Source organism: Klebsiella sp. CB_Kp196 (genome assembly GCF_040061575.1).
In the GTDB taxonomy this organism is placed as follows: Bacteria; Pseudomonadota; Gammaproteobacteria; order Enterobacterales; family Enterobacteriaceae; genus Klebsiella; species Klebsiella michiganensis.
On sequence record NZ_JBEAFH010000053.1, the window covers coordinates 82,570 to 101,720 of the forward strand.

The 19,151-nt window shown below is 55.7% G+C and carries 15 protein-coding genes; 5 read left to right on the forward strand and 10 right to left on the reverse strand.

Going from position 1 to position 19,151, the window contains the following annotated elements; genetic code table 11:
- Positions 1–7: 7 nt before the first annotated feature.
- The 3 genes from ABLU87_RS18440 to ABLU87_RS18450 are packed head-to-tail and all read left to right on the forward strand — an operon-like array spanning position 8 to position 4,849.
- Entirely contained in the window at positions 8–2,545 is a 2,538-nt protein-coding gene (locus tag ABLU87_RS18440; protein ID WP_122117556.1) for a TcfC E-set like domain-containing protein, read from the forward strand.
- Positions 2,535–4,169: a fimbrial protein gene (locus ABLU87_RS18445; protein WP_109241139.1), complete on the forward strand. Its 1,635-nt coding sequence runs from the start codon at positions 2,535–2,537 to the stop codon at positions 4,167–4,169. The genes ABLU87_RS18440 and ABLU87_RS18445 overlap by 11 nt, the downstream gene beginning before the upstream one ends.
- Positions 4,166–4,849 carry a fimbria/pilus periplasmic chaperone gene (locus ABLU87_RS18450; RefSeq protein WP_025107085.1) on the forward strand — a complete coding sequence of 228 codons (684 nt, stop codon included), beginning with the start codon at positions 4,166–4,168 and terminating at the stop codon, positions 4,847–4,849. Before ABLU87_RS18445 ends, ABLU87_RS18450 begins: the two co-directional genes overlap by 4 nt.
- On the opposite strand, the gene ABLU87_RS18455 is transcribed toward ABLU87_RS18450, so the two are convergent.
- Both ABLU87_RS18455 and ABLU87_RS18460 read right to left on the reverse strand, forming a co-directional pair.
- The gene (locus ABLU87_RS18455) at positions 4,850–5,491 is read right to left on the reverse strand and encodes a LuxR C-terminal-related transcriptional regulator (RefSeq protein ID WP_025107086.1); all 642 of its coding nucleotides are present in this window, start codon (positions 5,489–5,491) and stop codon (positions 4,850–4,852) included.
- 313 nt (positions 5,492–5,804) lie between these two features.
- The gene (locus ABLU87_RS18460) at positions 5,805–6,734 is read right to left on the reverse strand and encodes a LysR family transcriptional regulator (protein WP_122117265.1); all 930 of its coding nucleotides are present in this window, start codon (positions 6,732–6,734) and stop codon (positions 5,805–5,807) included.
- A gap of 180 nt (positions 6,735–6,914) precedes the next feature.
- Between ABLU87_RS18460 and ABLU87_RS18465 the strand changes: the two genes are divergently transcribed.
- Together ABLU87_RS18465 and ABLU87_RS18470 are read left to right on the forward strand one after the other, a co-directional pair.
- Positions 6,915–7,664 carry an SDR family oxidoreductase gene (locus tag ABLU87_RS18465; protein ID WP_122117266.1) on the forward strand — a complete coding sequence of 250 codons (750 nt, stop codon included), beginning with the start codon at positions 6,915–6,917 and terminating at the stop codon, positions 7,662–7,664.
- A 127-nt stretch (positions 7,665–7,791) separates the two neighbouring features.
- Complete coding sequence (locus tag ABLU87_RS18470; protein WP_032748557.1) at positions 7,792–8,208, forward strand: Exc2 family lipoprotein; 417 nt, start codon at positions 7,792–7,794, stop codon at positions 8,206–8,208.
- A 37-nt stretch (positions 8,209–8,245) separates the two neighbouring features.
- On the opposite strand, the gene ABLU87_RS18475 is transcribed toward ABLU87_RS18470, so the two are convergent.
- From ABLU87_RS18475 to ABLU87_RS18510, 8 genes are all read right to left on the reverse strand, one after another.
- Entirely contained in the window at positions 8,246–9,397 is a 1,152-nt protein-coding gene (locus tag ABLU87_RS18475) for a Gfo/Idh/MocA family oxidoreductase (RefSeq protein ID WP_032748554.1), read from the reverse strand.
- Positions 9,397–10,422, reverse strand: coding sequence for a sugar phosphate isomerase/epimerase (locus ABLU87_RS18480; RefSeq protein ID WP_122117267.1), 1,026 nt, complete (start codon positions 10,420–10,422; stop codon positions 9,397–9,399). Before ABLU87_RS18480 ends, ABLU87_RS18475 begins: the two co-directional genes overlap by 1 nt.
- 16 nt (positions 10,423–10,438) lie before the next feature.
- Positions 10,439–11,680 (reverse strand): MFS transporter, encoded by a 1,242-nt coding sequence (locus tag ABLU87_RS18485; protein ID WP_122117268.1) that lies wholly within the window; start codon positions 11,678–11,680, stop codon positions 10,439–10,441.
- A 150-nt stretch (positions 11,681–11,830) separates the two neighbouring features.
- Positions 11,831–13,207 (reverse strand): phenylalanine transporter, encoded by a 1,377-nt coding sequence (pheP, locus tag ABLU87_RS18490; protein ID WP_048261542.1) that lies wholly within the window; start codon positions 13,205–13,207, stop codon positions 11,831–11,833.
- A 267-nt stretch (positions 13,208–13,474) separates the two neighbouring features.
- The gene (locus tag ABLU87_RS18495; protein WP_183129332.1) at positions 13,475–15,712 is read right to left on the reverse strand and encodes a TonB-dependent siderophore receptor; all 2,238 of its coding nucleotides are present in this window, start codon (positions 15,710–15,712) and stop codon (positions 13,475–13,477) included.
- A gap of 342 nt (positions 15,713–16,054) precedes the next feature.
- Positions 16,055–17,008, reverse strand: coding sequence for an aldo/keto reductase (locus tag ABLU87_RS18500; protein ID WP_122117269.1), 954 nt, complete (start codon positions 17,006–17,008; stop codon positions 16,055–16,057).
- Positions 17,009–17,139: 131 nt separating this feature from the next.
- The gene (locus ABLU87_RS18505; protein WP_004848539.1) at positions 17,140–17,916 is read right to left on the reverse strand and encodes an ABC transporter substrate-binding protein; all 777 of its coding nucleotides are present in this window, start codon (positions 17,914–17,916) and stop codon (positions 17,140–17,142) included.
- A 19-nt stretch (positions 17,917–17,935) separates the two neighbouring features.
- Positions 17,936–19,114 carry a M20 aminoacylase family protein gene (locus ABLU87_RS18510; protein ID WP_004848538.1) on the reverse strand — a complete coding sequence of 393 codons (1,179 nt, stop codon included), beginning with the start codon at positions 19,112–19,114 and terminating at the stop codon, positions 17,936–17,938.
- Positions 19,115–19,151: the final 37 nt, after the last annotated feature.

Below are 19,151 nucleotides of genomic sequence, written 5' to 3' on the forward strand. Positions count from 1 at the left end.
TAACATTATGGATAATCTTGGTTATGTCAAAGGGACGTTGTTCGCTGGGTTATTGATTACGGTAAACCAGGGTTGGGCAGCTAATGCTACAGCGCCAGTTAAAGTCAGTAACTATGTTATTCCTTCGGTATTTGCTAACGCGTTATATCAGGGCATGTCGGTCCCTGTTTTTATTCGTTATGAAGGCGATAATAGTACCCAACGCAGCCAGCAAAAAATCGCTGATGCCATCCTTACCATCAAGGATAATGAGTTTCGCCTGAACCAGATCACCCTCAGCGATCTCCCTGAGCGAACTGAATTATCGCCGCAAATAAAATCGCTTATTAACGAGATGCAGGACAAAAGCATCGGCGACGGTCAGCGCGTTTATATCAACAAAGACGCCTCGCTATCACTCGATACGCGTTCATTTTATCTTGAATTAACGGTTAACCGGGAGGCCATGCAGGCCGCTATTTTGCCGCGTACCAACGTACTTGGAGAATCCACTGCGCAGGACCTCTCCAGCGTACTGAATTACTCCATGGGAAGCTATTACAACAAATATGAGAATACCGATAGCGCAAGTAGCTACCTGACGCTGGACAATACCTGGTCGCTGCGCGAGCACCATCTGAACTTCAATGGTTCCCTGTACGGTATTGGTACCAGCAACCAGCAGAGCAAACTGTATCGCTCGATGTACGAACGCGACTATCAGGGGCGCCGCCTGGCGATGGGGATGGTGGATACCTGGAATCTGCAATCGATCGCCAGCATGAGCGCCCTGAACTCCAGCCGCATTTACGGCATCAGCTATGGCAATAAAAGCAGTTCACAAACGCAAGATAACACGCTTGCGCTGGTGCCCGTAACGGTGTTCCTGCCGGCCGCCGGTGAAGTGCACGTTTACCGTGACGGTAAACTGCTCAGCATTCAAAACTTCTCCATGGGCAGCTACGAACTGGATACGTCGCGCCTGCCGTTTGGCATCTACAACGTTGATATACAGGTGGTCGTTAACGGGCGCGTGGTCAGCAGCAGGACGGCGAACATCAATAAAACGTTCGCCCGAAAATCGAGCGTCACCGGCGATCTCTCATGGCAAACCTTCGCGGGCAGCCTCGAATACAACAAGATGGACTATCGCCACAACTACAACATCAATTATGGCACACGGAATACGTGGATTGCCGGGGTCGCCGCTGCAACCAACCAAGCCTGGCTTTCCGGCGTGAATCTGAAAACCACGCTCTACGGTTTTGACAATAACGGCGTCAATGAAACGGAAGCGAACGTTATTTTCAACAACTCGTTCAGCTTTAACCAGCAGGGTCTGCTCGCTACCGACGGCAGCTGGCAGAGTACCTCCACCTTCAATATGAGTTTACCAGATGGGTACGGCAGCCTGTGGGGGTCGCGCCAGTATGGTTCTATCGGTAACGCGCTACCGATGCAGAAAAACGACTACGTCACCATCGGCGCCAACGCTAACCTGCGCAAAATCGCGCCGTTCCTCGGTACGCTGAGCGTCAGCCGAACCAATAATAAATATACCGGAAGCACCTATACCAACGTCGATTACGATCAATCGCTGTTAGCCAATCGCTATGCGACGATTTCTCTGCGCGCCGGTATTCAGAATTATCAGTACAACAACCATGAAAATCTGCGCGATAAGTACGTCAATATTGATGTCTCTATCCCCTTCTCCACCTGGCTCAGCACCGGAGTGTCCAGCCAGAACGGTAATATGCTGGCGAACGCCACGCTGCGCAAAAGCTTTGACAACAGCGCTATTACCCAGGTGGGGGCGTCGGTTTCGAAACAAATTAAACAGAATAAAAATGACGATAGCAGCTATCGCGCCGACGATTACGCAACCAATGGTTACGTCAGCTATGACACCAAATATAACGCCGGCACCGTCTCCGTCAGCCGCTCATCGCAGCACAGCTCAAACTACAGCCTGAGCTCACAGGGCAGCGTGGCCTGGACGCAAAAAAATATCTATGCCGGAAAAGGTACCCAAACCGCAGGCCTGGTGGTCAACACCAATTTCAGCGGCAAGGGTCGGATGATGGCGCAGATCAACGGTCAAAGCTATCCCCTCACCGGCAAAAGCAACTTCATCAGCCTTCCGCCTTACGCGGAATATAAGGTGGAGCTGATGAACGACAAAAACTCAGAAGACAGCGTCGACATCGTTACCGACCGCCGCAGCAAAGTCGTGCTCTATCCGGGCAACGTCAGCGTGATTAATCCGGAAGTCAAACAGCTGGTCACCGTATTTGGCCGGGTGAAAGACCGTCGCGGCGGTTACTACGCCAACGCCGATATTCATAACCACATTGGTAAAACCCGAACCGACGAACTCGGTGAGTTCGCCATGGACGTCGATAAGCGTTATCCAGTGATTACCCTGGTGGATAAATTCGGCGGCATTTGCGAAGTGGATCTGGATCTGAATGAAGCGAAAGGCGCCGTGTGGGTCGGGGAGATTCCTTGTGAGATCCAACAACAAACGGCATCAGTGACTGGAGATGTTAAGAATGTCTATTAAACCCCAGAGCATCATGCTGCTGGCCGGCTGGCTGCTGGCCGCGCCGGCTATGGCGCTCACCCCCAGCAACAGCGGAAGCGGCAGCAACTCCTATATGTTTATCGACAATGATGTCGATGACGAATATTTCATCACCACCAGCTCTCTCGACCCGCGCTTCACCGGAGCCAACGTCTGGACAAAATATCCGACTAACCAGCGTAGCCTGGGGTATATAACCTACGTAGGCTGGGCTTACGCCAACCGCTACTTCGACCTGTGGATCGAGAATTCGCCCATTAACCAGCCGTTTCTCGGAATCCGCTGCATGTCTACGGGCTCAAGCTGCCCGGCGTCTGGCTATATTTCTCCCGATGTCATCGATAAAGACGGCTACTATCACGCGATGTCCGGCAACACCGTAGCAAACGGTTATTACGGCGCCGGAGCGCTGAGCCAGTCGGCCTATGAGTATTTTCGCGATCGGCCGGTGGGGACCATCGATTCTTTGCAGCTTAATCTTTGCTACATGAATTCCAATACCGATTATGACTTTGCCTCCGGCGTTCGCTGTAAAGATCTCCCCAGCGGGGGAACATGGCGCTACTACACGTTCAACCTCGAAAAGGTCTCGCATCTGAAGTTAAACAGTACCGGTGCTATGGCTGAAGTGTGGATTGCCAGCGATGGCACGCCAAGCGTTAACCTCGGCTCTGAATTATGCCAGATGGGCGAGGCCGGAAGCGGTTCGTCGAGAGCTTCGGGAATCATCTGTAAAATGGTGTCTTACAATTTACAGGAGACCAAAGTACTCACCTCCAGCCTGGATATCCGGATGCTCATTGATACGGCAATGTTGGGATTCTCTCCTTCGGCATCGGAAGTAAGGTTCAGCGGTGATGGGGCAACCTGGTACAACTACAGTAGCACTACCGTCGACTATAACCAGGTTTTCACACCGTCAGGTAACTATGTCTACGTGTTCCTGTCCAACGCCTTTTTCCAAAAAGTCCTCAAGGCGGGAACGGATTTAACCAACAAGGATTCTCTGTTTACCTTCTATTTTGATAACGCCGTCACCACCCAATCGGGTTATTATCAGTTCACGCCATCAACATTAATTAACCTCATCCCGCGGGAATACGGCATCAGCATTGTCGCCAGCGACGGGCGTTCGCATCCACAAGCATCCGGCAAGATCGGTAGCGAAGAGCCCATCACCTTTGAGTATAAAGTCACCACCTCCGCATCGCGTCAGGCCGATAGCATCACCGCCCAGGTCATCGGCGACTCCATCAACATGTATGGTCTGCCGTACTGCCTGTTTACCTCAGCGGACGAGACGCTAAAAGTGCCCGTCCCGGCCTACCTCGAATGGACGTCCGCTACCGGTAAAGCGGTAAAAGTCCGCAACAGCTGCGGCGAAGATCCTGTCGATATGACCAATGCCGCCTGGGTTCAGACGGCCTGGAACGCCAACGTTAACGATGGTTTCTTTTTTACCACCACGCTGAAACTGCTGTTTCCGATGGATGACCCGCATTCACAGTTCACCACCAATGGCCATGACTGGATGGGTGTCGTCAACGCTACCGGAGATGTGAAAGTGACCGCCACCTGGATTGGCGTCGATCGGGGGGTATGATGAAAAAAATCCTTGTCATCGGATTATGCGGGCTGTGGATGCCGCCCGCGTCTGCGGTGTACTTTGACTCTATTATCTATGATATGGATGCCAGTAAAGATTTTATCTCCCGGCCAATAGTCAATGATACAAAAAACAACAATTTGTATACCATATCGGCTTATAAAATCTCCCGACCGGGCAGCGGAGATGAAAGACCCGTTCCCGGCCAGGATAAAGATCTGGTCTGGTCGCCGCTGAAGTTCACGGTACAGGCGAATGGCCAGGAATATTTTAAACTCTATTACCGTGGGCCTAAAGATGCCGTTGAGAGATATTATCGGGTAATTTTTAAGGAAACCCCGGTTACGATTTTCCCCTGGCGTCAGGATCAGAAACAAATGGATGTCGTTCCCTCAGTGTCTATGAGCACCATTCTCATCGTGCGCCCGCGTAAAACGCAGTTCAAGTATGAGATAAACGAAGAAACAGGCACTATTAAAAATACCGGTAACACCTTTTTTAGAGTTGTTATCCAGAAAGGATGCAATGGTGATGATGAAAGTTCAACGCAATTTTACATGCTGCCAGGGGAAAGCTGGAAAGATCCTAAGGCTCAATACGGTAATAAAAAATTTATTGTCGCACTGGGTAAATACCATCGCTTAGGAAGCAGCTGCTTTACCGATGCCTCTGACTAATCACTGCCGATCCAGAGCGGGTATGTTATGCCTGAAGCGCAGCTCGCGCAGGCGATTGAGTCCGCCGAACTTCTTGCATAAAGAGTATTGAAAGCGGTAGACGCTGCGGGTATCGCACGCCATGATGCGGGCGATATCCTGGCTGGAATGCCCGTCCGCCAGCAGGCGCAGCGTCTTCATTTCATGCTCCGTCAGCGACGGTGTGCGCCGGCAGCGAAGATTTCGCCCCAGCATGATGCGTTTTATTTTCTTGATTAAGCTGCTTAAGCTATCGTTGACTTCCACCACCGACCATAATAATCCGGAGCGCAGCATCCAAAAATTAGCCATGGGCAGCATGCTCTTATCCGCGAGTAAAATAACTTTCAGCCCGGTCTCCTGCAGTTTTTCAGCCCACTCCTCATGCAGAAAATACAAAATATTGTCGAGGGAGAAATCCACTACCACCATTCCCTCAGGCAGAAAACAGGTAATTTCACGAAAAACCAAATCATTAACCGCTCGCTTAAAAAAATAGTTTTTATCTGGCCATACAGAAAACTTCCTCTCTCCGCAAAGGGATCGCTCCATTTTATCTTCCGCTTCAATAGGGCAGTTTAAACCACACGCCATACATTTAATCTCATGGTTACCTGCCGGCATTACGCTTACCTCTTGAGTGGCTAAAAAATATTTTCAAAAAGATACATATGGAATATCAAACATACTATAAACAAAAATTATTGCCGCTATTATATTTACTATAACCATAGAAAACAAAAGACTAATTTATAATTCCAGACCTTCGGAAAAATAACGTTAACACCTTTCATTAAATATTTTAATAGAACCATCATATAATTTAACTATATCATATATAGCAAAACATCGCTGCCTGATTCCCTTACTCGAAGCGAGCATACAATTTTGTGACTTAATTTATCATCACGCGATGCATAATATTCGCAGGCAATCGTCATTCTCTGGCTCCGGTGGGCAGTGGCCCACTCGCCGCCGCCGGAAATGCCTCCGCCAGCCAGTCGATAAATACGCGTAGCCGGGATGTGACGTGGCGATTTTGCGCATAAACCACGTGAAAGGGATAAGGGGCCGGGCGCCATTTGCTGAGTATTTCCACCAGTGTTCCGTTCGCCAGCGCATTTCTCAACGAATATGAGAAGGTCTGCACAATACCCAGCCCAGCCTCCGCAGCCGCGATATGCGCGTTACTCTCATTTACGCCAAGGTGATGTTCCGTTTTGATCTCCTGACTGATGCCGTTATCCAGAAAGCGGAACGGGAAGGCTCTTCCGCTGGCGGGAGATAAATAGCTGACCAGCCGATGTCCGTTCTTCAGCTCATCGGGATACGCGGGAACACCATAAAGCCTGAAATAGCCCGGCGTAGCGCAGGTCACAATCGTTGCTTCGCCGATTTTGCGCGCGATCAGCGTCGAGTCGTCCAGCGGCCCTCCTCTAATCGCGCAGTCGATATTGCCGCTGATAAGGTCCGAGGGGCTGTCAGCGACCGCCAGATCGATGCGGATATCCGGATAGGTCGTCATAAAATCAGCCAGCAGCGGGATCAGCACGTCGCGAGCGGTGGAACCGCCTACCGCGACGCGCAGGTGGCCCTTTGGCTTATTGCGGGAAGCGCGAAATGAGGTATCAATCTCGTCCAGCTCTTTCAGAATCCGCACCGCTTTTTCATAGTATTCACGCCCTTCCGGCGTGACGGTAATGCGTCGGGTCGTGCGCTGCAGCAGGCACACGCCCAGATGCGATTCAAGCTGTTGAATGGCTTTACTGAGGGTGGCGTTGGGCATATTCAGGGAGTCTGCGGCCCGGGTAAAACTGTTGGCTTCGACAACGCGCGTAAAAACTTTAAGGGCTGAAAACCGATCCATTATTCATTTTTCCTGATAATAGCCGCTGATTATTCACCGGTGTGAAGAGTGTTTTTCACATTACTCCGTTTTTTGCATCCGTGGCTGACGATAGAGTGACTCCCGTACTCAGTCGCCAGGTGGTCACGGTAAGTGGATGACTCAATTGGCATATTCATACTTTAGTTAAGGAAGTGCATCATGAGTAAAACACTTTCGGCAAAAATCGCGTTGGTCACCGGCGGCACCTCGGGCATCGGCCTGGCATCAGCCCGGGAGCTGGCCTCGCAGGGGGCGACGGTCTATATCACCGGTCGCCGTCAGGAAGAGCTTGATGCGGCGGTCACGTTAATCGGTCCCGCCGCCAGCGGGATCCGCGCCGATGCCTCGATATTAAGCGACCTCGATAGGGTGTTTTCGACCATTGCCAGCGAATCAGGGCGACTGGATGTGCTTTTTGCCAATGCGGGCGGCGGCGATATGATGCCGCTGGGCGCCATAACGGAAGAGCACTTCGATCGCATTTTCGCTACCAACGTGCGCGGCGTACTGTTCACCGTCCAGAAGGCCTTGCCGCTGTTAACCCAGGGAGCTTCCATCATCCTTACCGGCTCGACTGCGGCGGTGAAAGGCACCGCGAACTTCAGCGTTTACAGCGCCAGTAAGGCCGCCGTGCGTAACCTGGCCCGCTCATGGGCGCTGGACCTGAAGGCGCGCGGTATCCGCGTGAATGTGGTCAGCCCGGGCCCCGTCCGTACGCCCGGTCTGGGGGGACTTGTCACGGAAGAGCAGCGTCAGGAGCTCTTCGATATGCTGGCCGCTGACGTCCCGCTGGGCCGCATTGGCGAGCCGGAAGAAGTGGCTAAAACGGTAGCTTTCCTGGCCTCAGACGACGCGAGCTTTATTAACGCCGCTGAAATCTACGTTGATGGCGGGCTGGCGCAGATCTAAAAAATGCTGCCTGAAGACCCTTGGATTCATGGGTCTTCAGGTGCTACCGTACAGACATAATTAGCCGTTTTGTTCTGTAGCCGAATGATCGGTGTACCTGTTCTAATAATTATGGATGATGATATCAATGAAACTAAAAATAGCGCTTATCGCGCTCGGCTGTTCGCTTGCCGCCCTTTCCGGCTGTACCTCCTCAAAATCTTCCCCGGAACGCCACGCTTACTATTTTGTCTCACACCGCAGCGATTTCGTCGGCGGTAACTTCGTTAGTAACCGTCAGGAAAACTACCGCTTAAATCTGCCGAACTTTACCGACATCTATGCCCGCGGCCAGCAGGACAGAAAGTCGGGGATGAGCGAAAGCGACGCCCGCCGTACCGCCGACGCAATCAGGCAGCAGGTGGCAGAGGGCACAAAAACCCAGCACGCATTTACCGGCAACGTCAGCGATAAATGGGATAACGAAATGGAAAATAAAGACGCCGTGCTGTTCGGTAATGAACTGGCCGGAACGTATCTCGACGGCTATTTTGGCGTGAAATAACCCAGCGGGTGCGCGAAATGCGCACCGCGCCTTCGGCTTACCTTTCCACCTTCACCCAGCGCTGCTGCTGATGGCTTTTCACTATCGCCGCAATGATGTACATCACGTCCGCCCCCTCGTAGAACGAGGCGAAACGCCGTGACGATGCCGGCGGCATCTCACCGGCGCGCACCGCCTGATAAAAGCTCAGCATCATATTTTTAAACGCATCGGGCCAGCCTTCATTATGCCCGCCGGGGAAGTGGGCGCTGGCGGCGGCCTCGCCGAGCATCAGGCTCGGATCGTCGCTCAGCAGCTGGTTTGGCCCCTGGCGATGGCCAATCCACAGCCGCTGCGGCACTTCCTGATCCCAGGCCAGCGAACAGCGGCTGCCGCCGATCTCCACCGTCAGGCCGTTTTTTCTCCCGGCGCTGACCTGCGAAACGATAAAGCTCCCCTTGCTGCCATCGTCGAAGCGAAACAGGACCGACCCCAAATCTTCGGTATCGACGGGCCGCGCTTCATACGCGATATCATCGCGATGCTGGCTGAACGTCGCGTCGCCGGCCACGGGCGCCTGGCGCGTCGGCCAGACGATGGAGAGATCCGCCATCACCTCCACAATGCGTCGGCCGGTCATAAACTGCACCGTATCGCACCAGTGGGAACCAATGTCGGCCATCGCCCGCGAGGCCCCGCCCTGCGCCGAATCCACCCGCCAGTTATAGTCGGTCTCCAGCAGCATCCAGTCCTGCAAATAGCTGCCGTGCACCGCAAACAGCCTCCCGACATCGCCGTTGCGCATCATCGCCGCCGCCTGCTGCACCATGGCAAACTGGCGATAAACAAAGCTGACGCCATGAATCACCCCGGCGCTTTCCGCCAGCGCCACCAGCTCACGGGCCTCCTCCGCGGTCATGCAGAGCGGCTTTTCCGAAAAGACGTGCAGCCCGGCGGAGAGGATCTGTCGGTTAATCCGCGCATGCAGATGGTTCGGCGTACAGTTATGCACCACCTGTAGCCCGGGATGCGCCAGCAGCGCCTCAACGCTACCGTAGGCGTGCGCCACGTTGAGCTGGCGCGCCTTCTGCTGCGCCATCTCCAGCGAACCGTCGCACAGCGCCACCACCTCGATGTCGCCCACCCGACGCAGCGCTTCCAGATGCGCCGGCCCGATAAATCCGGAGCCAATAATGCCGACCTGAATCATTATTCCCCCTCCTTGCCTGCGGCGAAATCGTCAAACGCCCGCCCGGAGACCGGGATGATATGGCGGCGGATAAACTCGCTGCCTTCGCGCGCGCCGACCTCCGCGTCCTTCAGGCAGCACTCCCACTCCAGCACCGCCCAGCCGTCAAAATCATACTCGGTGAGCTTGCTGAAAATCGTTTTGAAATCGATCTGCCCATCGCCCAGCGAACGAAAACGCCCCGCCCGCTGCTGCCAGTTCTGATAGCCGCCGTAGACCCCGCTGCGCCCGTCGCGGCGGAATTCGGCATCTTTGACGTGAAAGGCTTTGATTCGCGAATGATAGATATCGATATACGCCAGGTAGTCCATCTGCTGAAGATGGAGGTGGCTGGGGTCATAGAGCATATTACAGCGCGGATGGTTATCGACCCGCTGCAAGAAACGCTCGAAGGTCACGCCGTCATGCAGATCTTCGCCGGGATGGATTTCGTAGCAGATATCCACGCCCTGTTCGTCAAAAACGTCCAGCAGCGGTCGCCAGCGCCGGGCCAGTTCATCAAAGGCCTCATCGAGAAGCGGCTGATTATGCGGCGGCCATGGATAAAAATAAGGCCACGCCAGCGCCCCGGAAAAGGTGGCATGCGCCTTCAGCCCCAGACGCGCCGAGGCCACCGCCGCCTGGCGCACTTTCTCTACCGCCCACTGCTGGCGCGCCTGCGGGTTACCGCGCAGCGCGGCGGGCGCAAACGCGTCAAAGGCCGTATCATAAGCCGGATGAACGGCCACCAGCTGCCCCTCAAGATGGGTGGACAGCTCGCCGATCGCCAGGCCCTGTTCCGCCAGGATGCCGCTCACCTCATCGCAGTAGGTCTGGCTCGCGGCGGCGCGTTCAACGTCGAAAATCGCCGGATGGTTACAGGGGATCTGCAGTGCCTGATAGCCCAAACCGGCGGCCCACTGCGCCAGGCCCTCCAGGGTATTAAACGGCGCCTGCGCGCCGATAAACTGCGCCAGGAAAATGCCCGGTCCTTTGATTGTTTTCATACCACCTCCTGAAAAATTAACGCGGCTCTTTCTCGTTGTAATGGAAAGAGAAAAGGAAAATCAGCGCGATAACCGCAGCGGCCACCGCCGGGATCCACCAGAAGGTCACCCACGCCTGCGGTACGCTCTGGCCTGCCACCAGATGGTTGTACAGCGCGCCGGAGATCTGCGACCCCAGCAGCATGCCGATACCGTAGGTGAACATCACGATCATGCTTTGCGCCTGGCCCTTCACTTTTTCACCGGCCACGCGGTCGGTATAGATAAAGCCGACAACAAAGAAAAAGTCATAGCACACGCCGTGCAACAGGATGCCGAGATAGAGCAGGAAGCGCCCCTCTTCGCTGACCCCCAGCGCAAAGAAGGCGTAGCGTACGAACCACGCCGCCATGCCGATCAGCAGCATGTATTTCACCCCGAGGCGGCGGAACAGCAGCGGGATCACCAGCATAAAGAAAATTTCTGACATCTGACCGAACGACATCGCGGTGCTGACGTCCGCGATGCCGGCATCCGCCAGATAAGAGGCGGTATAGGCGTAGTAGGTCCCCAGCGGAATCGAAATCAGCGTCGCGCAGAGGGAGAAAATCAGGAAGTGGCGCGTTTTCAGCAGCGCGAAAGCGTCGGCGCACAGCAGATCGCGAAACTGGACCGGCGTCCCTTTCGCCGGCGCCGGCGTGTGCGGAAGCGTCAGGCTATAAACGGCCAACGCCGCCGAGCAGAGCGCCGCCAGGGTAAAAATGCCGGTGGTATCGGAGATACCGGTGACGCCGATGAAGATACCGGCGATGATCCAGCCGATGGTGCCGAAGACGCGCACCACCGGAAAGGTTTTATCGACGTTCGCCAGGCTGTGGAAAGCGATGTTGTTGGTCAGCGCCAGCGTCGGCATATAGCACAGGGTGTAGCCGAACAGCAGGCCAATCAGCAGCGCGCCGTTTTGCGCCACCAGCGCCTGCGGGACAAACCACAGAATAACCGCTCCGGCCAGATGCATCACCGCCATCACCTTCTGCGAAGCGAAAAAGCGATCGACCAGCATTCCCAGCACAAACGGCGAGAGAATAGAGGCAATCGGCCCGGCGGAGAAAGCATCGCCGATCAGCAGCGACATCTCATAGCGGGTCATCACCAGCCCCAGCGTCACCGACCAGCTACCCCAGATAAAGAACTGCATAAACATCATTAACGACAGCCGCGGCACCAGAAAACGGTGGGCTACGCGGGGACTTTCACGACCTTCGGTTGTTGTGACCATTTCGACCGCCCTCAAAAAGTAATCGATTACAAATACGCTCAAATAAAAAGTAATCGATTACAAAAAGAAGATCGCGGGCAAAATACGCTAAGCGCGAAGAAGATCACAATAAAAAGAGATAATGCCCCGCCGGACGACGGGGCGATCGCGCTACGCCGAACGGCGCAGGGTTTTAAAGGCCACAAACAGGAACAGGATCCACACCGGCAGCAGAATCGCCGACAGGCGCATCCCGTCAATCGTGCACATCAGCACCAGGATCAGCCCCAGAAAGGCGATACAGATATAGTTTCCGGCGGGCGACAGCAGCGCTTTAAACTTCGACTCGCGCCCCTTGCGCCGCTGGGCGGCGCGAAACTTGAGGTGCGCCAGGCAGATCATAATCCAGTTCAGCAGCAGCGTTGCTACCACCAGCGCCATCAGCAGGCCGAGGGCTTTCTGCGGCAGCAGATAGTTAAGCAGCACCACCAGCGAGGTGATAATCCCCGAGAGCAGCAGGGAGTTAACCGGCACGCCGCGCTTGCTGACGCGGGCGAGAAACTTCGGCGCATTGCCCTGCACCGACAGACCGAACAGCATCCGGCTATTTGAGTAAACGCCGCTGTTATAAACCGACAGCGACGCTACCAGAATCACGAAGTTCAGCGCGGAAGCCACCACGTTGCTGTCGAGATTATGAAAGATCATCACGAACGGGCTGCTGTCGGATTTGATTTCCACCCACGGATAGAGCGCCAGCAGAACCACCAGCGAACCGATATAAAACAGCAGAATACGGTATACCACCTGGTTAACCGCTTTCGGGATGCTCTTTTCCGGGTTCTGCGCTTCCGCGGCGGTAATGCCGATAAGCTCCAGTCCGCCGAAGGAGAACATGATCACCGCCAGCGACACGATCAGGCCGTGCCAGCCGGTGGCGAAGAAACCGCCGTGTTTCCACAGGTTATCGATTCCCGCCTTGCTGCCGCCGTGGCCGCCGAACAGCATCCACAGGCCAAAGCCGATCATGCCGATAATCGCCAGCACCTTAATCAGCGCGAACCAGAACTCCGCTTCGCCGTACAGGCGCACGTTCACCAGGTTTACGGCGTTGATAATGATGAAGAACGCGGCGGCCCAGATCCACGTCGGCACATCCGGCAGCCAGTACTGCATATATATCCCGGCGGCGGTCAGCTCCGCCATCCCGACCAGCACGAACATCACCCAGTAGTTCCAGCCGGAAAGAAAACCGGCGAACGGGCCCCAGTATTTATAAGCAAAGTGGGCAAAGGAGCCTGAAACCGGTTCTTCGACGACCATTTCGCCCAGCTGGCGCATGATTAGAAAGGCAACTATCCCGGCGACGGCATAGCCGAGCAGTACGGCCGGTCCCGCCATTTGAATCGCCGGCCCGATGCCGAGAAACAGGCCAGTACCGATGGCGCCGCCAAGGGCGATAAGTTGAATATGTCGGTTCTGTAAACCGCGATGAAGCGTCGGGCCGCTTTCCTCTACGGCATCCGACGATGTTGACGCGTCTTTCACGTCGATCCCCTGTGTGTATATATGAAGGGGCACCTTTTAACACTTATACCCGTCATACTTCAAGCTGCATGTGCGTTGGCTTTTCTCGCTCACCCCAGTCACTTACTGGAGTAAGCTCCTGGGGATTCCCTGCGTCGCCGCCTTCCTGCAACTCGAATTATTTAGGGTATAAAATCGTCATACTTCAAGCCGCAGATGCCTTGGCTTTATACATTCATTGATTTATTACAACCGGCGAGCCGCCCTGCCCGCTCCTGCGGTTTTGCCTTAAAATTCGTAGCCGACCGAAACCTTGAACGTGCGCGGTTCGCCGCGGAACAGATAGGTTCCGCTGTCGTCCGCGCCGGACCAGTAGTTCTCATCCGTCACGTTATCGACGCCCGCGCGTACCGTCATCTGATTCTGGTTCTCGTTAAGCGCCAGACGATAGCGCACGCCGAGATCCAGGGTCGTGAAGCTATCAATCTTCTTGCTGTTCGCCTGGTCGGCATACTGCGAACCCGAGTGATTGAGGCGTGCGGTGGCGGTCAGGCCGTCGATAGGTTTGATGTCATACTCTGCGCCAAGCACCGCGTAGAAGCCCGGTACGCCGATGGCCGTTTTACCATCATTGACGCCATCCTTGGTTTTCGACAGTTCGGCTTTCAGCCAAGTCGCGCTGGCGTTAAGGCGCAGGCCGTACAGCGGTTCGCCGAATACGTTAAATTCCACGCCGCGATTGCGCTGCTCGCCGTTAAGGCCATAGCGTTTCTGGCTATCCAGGTAGGCGGAAGGCATTTTAATTTCAAACAGCGCCAGCGAGCCGCCAATGCGGCCAAAATCCGCCTTCATCCCGACTTCGTTTTGTTTTGAGTGAATAATTCCGACGCTTTCCCCATAGTTAGCGGCGGAGGTTGGCGCATTGCTGCCCGGCTGCAGGGCTTCGGTATGGTTAGCGTATAAAGAGAGAACCTGCCACGGCTTATAGACCACGCCATAGGTCGGCATCCAGCGGCTGTCGTCATACGCATCGCTTTGCAGGCCGGTGACTTTATCGTAGTTGCGCACCACCACTTTTTGATGACGGGCGCCGACGGTGAACAGCAGCGTATCGTCCAGCACGCCGAGGGTGTCGCTCAGCAGCCAGCCCTGGGAACGGGTGCGGCCGCTGGTGAGCGGATCTCCATAGTCGCCGCCGAATGATGCGTTCGCCGGGGGCGCAACCGGACGGGTATCGTAGATATTCACCAGCGGATTATCCGCCGCCTTCGACATCCGCCACGCGGTTTTGTCGTTCTGGGTTTTCGCCGAATAGCCGACGTTGACCTTGTGCGACACAAAACCGGTGGCGAATTCGCCGCGTATCCCGGCCATGCCGCTGGCGGTATCCATATAGCGGTTGGTGTCCAGGCGCCCCGCCGTGGCGTTGCCCGCCCGGTCAATCAGCTTCGAGGCGCTATAGAGACCGATTTCATGGGCATGCTGCGCCCCCAGAGCGGCGTAGGCGGTCCATTTATCGACAATGTCGTATTCCATTCTCAGCATACCGAACTCATTTTCGATATCGCTGTAAGCCCATTTTTGTGTGTAGTTGTGGGTGTTATCCGGCAGGCGCGGAATAAAATCGACGCCCGAAATGTTGATGCCCATCGGGCTACCGTGGAAGGTTTTTTTCTGATAGCCAAAGTCAAACGAGCTGCGCATCCGTTCGCCGCGATAATCGAGCCCTATGGAGGCCAGCGTGGTTCTGCGCTTATCACTCTCCACCGCCGCCTCGCCTTCGCGGTGCACCAGATTCACCCGCGCGCCGAACTGGTTGTCGTCGCCAAAGCGGCGGCCCAAATCCAGCGTGCCGCCGACCTGAGAATCCGAGGTATAGTCGACGCCCACGCGGGCGGTCGGGGTATCTTCCGCGCGCTTGGGCTCCAGGTTGATCATCCCGCCGACGCCGGAGCTGGCCGCACCGTTAAGCAGAGCGTTGGCGCCTTTAAAAATTTCGACCCGCTCAAGCATGGCGGTATCCACCACCTGACGCGGCACCACGCCCGCCAGCCCGCTCAGGGTCATATCATCGCCGTCAAATTTAAGGCCGCGAATGCGGTAGGTCTCGGCGTAGTTACCGTAGCCCTGCACCGGCTGAACCCCGGCATCGTTGCTGACCACATCGGCGATGGTTTTCGCCTGCTGATCCTCGATAAGCTTCGAGGTATAGCCGATGATGCTAAACGGAACGTCCATCGCGTTTTGTTCGCCGAGCATCCCGAGACGGCCGCCGTTGGCTATTTGACCATCGAGATAGGCGGGCACTATCAAATCGCCGCCGGCTTTAAAATCGCTGGCGGATGCGGCCTGAACGACCATCGTTTCTTCGCTTTTCTGGCGTTCGGCGACGTTTTCCGCCGCCGTTGCCGAATGGGAGATTGCGCCAATGGTTAACGCCAGTAGCGTTTTCCGCAGCGGGAAAGCCGGTGCGGCGCAGCCGCTTAAGTTGGCAGAGACGGCCAGCGCCGGGAGAGTGCGTTTCATAAGATCAGTCCTGAACAAAATCAACGATCCGATAGTGACTCCGCCGCCGAAATTCGCGTTTCCGGTCTTGCGCCTGTGAGCCCCATCCAGTGCCTTCGCCGTTTCCCTGTGAGCCCGCGACGTACGCAGGTTATCTCCTGATAAAACTGCAAACAAGAAGAAGAATGAGAACTATACGCATTATCTTATCGTAATCAAGCCTGGCTTTTGCCGTCTGGAAAAACGTTTCATTTTTCGCTGAAAGGGATGCGCCGCAGAGGTTTGGGCGGAAGGTGAGGAAGCATGCGCAACAAAACGCGGAGAGACAAAAGGCCGGAACCCGACAGGCTCCGGCCTCAATCACTACGCGCTGGCGGTATCCAGACGCGCCAGCTGCCCGGCGCTCAGGCTCAGCGCGGCGGCGCGAGCAAAGCTCTCCACCTGAGCGAGGCTGGTGGCGCTGGCGATGGGCGCCGTCACGCCGTCGCGGCTCATCAGCCAGGCCAGCGCGACTTCGGCAGGTTTAGCGCCGCTTTGCTCCGCCACTTCAACCAGGGTATCGACAATACGCAGCCCGCGAGGATTGAGGTATTTGCCGATACCGCCCCCGCGCTGGCTTTGCGCCAGGTCGGACTGCTGGCGGTATTTGCCGGTCAGGAAGCCGGACGCCAGGCTGTAGTAGGTCACCACGCCGATATCGCGGCTGATGCACAGGTCGCAGAGCGCGCCCTCAAAAGCCGAGCGATGATAAAGATTGTATTCCGGCTGCAGCACCTGCCAGGCCGGCAGGCCGCTTTTACGCGACACCTCCAGCGCGCCTGAAAGCTGCTGCGCATCGAGGTTCGAGGCGCCCATGGCGCGGATTTTCCCCGCCTGCTGTAGGGCGTGGAAGGCGTCGAGGGTTTCGGCGACCGGCGTTTCCGGGTCCGGCCAGTGGGCGAAATAGAGGTCAATATAATCGGTATTCAGGCGTCGCAGGGAGTCGTCCACCGCCTGCTGGATCCAGGCTTTTTTCAACCCTTTATGACCGGGAAGGCCTAAATCGGAACCCACTTTGGTGAAGAGCTTTACCTTATCGCGCATGCCTGGCCGCGCCTGTAGCCAGCGGCCGATAATGGTTTCAGACTCGCCGCCCTGGTTGCCATCCGCCCAGCGGGAGTAGACATCCGCCGTGTCGATAGCATCGAAGCCGTGGTCTATAAACGCATCAAGAATGGCAAAACTGGTTTTTTCATCGATGGTCCAGCCAACAACGTTACCGCCAAACACCAGCGGGGCGATGGAAAATCCGGTTTTGCCCAAGGGACGTGTCATCATGCCGTTCACTCCTTATCGCTTATATTCAGTATCCTTCGGAACGCCGTGAGGGCCAGAAAAGGACAATTACGGGATAGTAAGAAAAGGAAGCTTGAAGCGGGCTATCCGTGCCCGCTGAATGCATAACAACATTATGTCCCGGAATAGACGTCAAAGCTAAAATATTTCCCGGCTAACTTTTTATAGGTGCCGTCGGCGAGAATAGTGGCAATCGCGCCGTTAATCTCCTGGCGCAGAGCATCGTCCTCTTTGCGCAGGCCAATCGCCGCGCCGGCGCCGAACAGCTTGTCGTCCTTCAGGTGGCCGCCAACGAAGGCAAAATCTTTACCCTGCGGCTGCTGCAGGAAGCTGTAGTCGGCCATCATCCCGGAAAGCACCGCGCCGTCAATACGCCCGGACTCCAGATCCTGAACCACGCGATCCGCCCCCTGATAGGCGACGATATTGATCCCCGCCGTGCGCCAGTGCTGGTTAACGTAAGTCTCCTGCGCCGAGCCCTGCTCTACGCCGATGGTTTTGCCCTTCAGTTGCTCGACGGTATTCCCGGCGAGGGTGTTTTTACGCGCCACGAGGAACACCGGGCCGTTGTACAGCTTGTCGCTAAAGCCGATCTGCTCTTTGCGCTTCTCGGTCATATACATGCCGGAGAGGATCGCGTCGAACTTACGCGCCTTCAGCGCCGGAATAATGCCGTCGAAGTTGCTTTCCACCCACACGCACTTCGCCTGCAGCTGGGCGCAAATCGCGTTGCCGAGGTCAATATCAAAACCCGCCAGCTTACCCTGCGGATCTTTCCATTCAAACGGCGCGAAAGTCGGATCGACGCCAAAGCGAATTTCCTTATTTTCTGCGGCCAGGGCTGAAGTTGAGGCCATCAGCGCGACCCACAGCAGAAGAGATTTTTTCATTATTTACGGACTCCAGAGATCAACGGCAGTGTGTTTCAACTAACCGGGCGAACAGCGTCGCGCCGGTAGAAATAATGTCATCATTAAAGTCATAGCCGGGGTTGTGCACCATACAGCTGCCCTTCCCGCCTTTCTCGCCATTGCCCAGCAGGAAGTAGCAGCCGGGGCGCTGCTGGAGCATAAAGGCGAAATCTTCGCTGGCGTTCATCGGCGAAATGGATTCCAGCACGCCCTCCTCGCCAAAGACGTCCAGCGCCAGCGCTTTGGCGAATTCGGTCTCTTCGACGCTGTTGGTCAGTACCGGATAGGAGTCAAAAACCGCTACCTCGCTGCTGGCGCCGTAGCTTTTGGCGGTAAAATCAGCGAGCTCCTTGATCCGCTTAATCAGCAGGTCGCGAATTTCCGGCTTCATCGCCCGCACGCTCAGCTCCATCACCACGTTCTCAGGGATGACGTTGGAGGCGATACCCGCCTGGAAGGTGCCGACGCTCACCACCGCGGTTTCGCCCGGCGGTACGTTACGCGCAACGATGCTTTGCAGATTCATCACCAGCGCCGCGCCGGTAACAATGGGATCGACGGTGCGCTCGGGATGCGCGCCGTGGCCGCCGTAGCCGGTAATGGTGATTTTTACCGTATCCGCCGAGGCCATAAAATTCCCGGCGTAAAAGCCGATTTTCCCCACCGGCAGGCCCGGCATATTGTGCAGGCCGAAGATGCGCTCGCAGGGAAAGCGCTCAAACAGGCCGTCTTTGATCATTAAATCCGCGCCGCCGATCGCTTCTTCCGCGGGCTGGAAAATCAGGTGTACCGTGCCGTTGAACTGGCAGGCCGGCGAGGCGATATATTTCGCCGCCGCCAGCAGAATGGTGGTGTGGCCGTCGTGGCCGCAGGCGTGCATTTTTCCGGCCACGGTGCTGGCCCAGGGGAGATCGGTCGCTTCGAAAATCGGCAGCGCGTCCATGTCGGCGCGCAGGCCGATAGTACGCGGCGAATCGCCCTTGCTTAACGTTCCTACCACCCCGGTTTTCGCCAGCCCGCGGGTCACCGTATAGCCCCACTCGGTCAGTTTTCCGGCCACCAGCTCGCTGGTATTAAACTCTTCCAGGCTTAATTCCGGATGGGCGTGCAAATAATGACGGATCGCAATCATTTCATCTTCGGTAGCTTTAATTTCAGGAATTACACAGTCGGTCATGCCGGTCTCCGGGATATAGAATCAAGTGCTAAGCTTT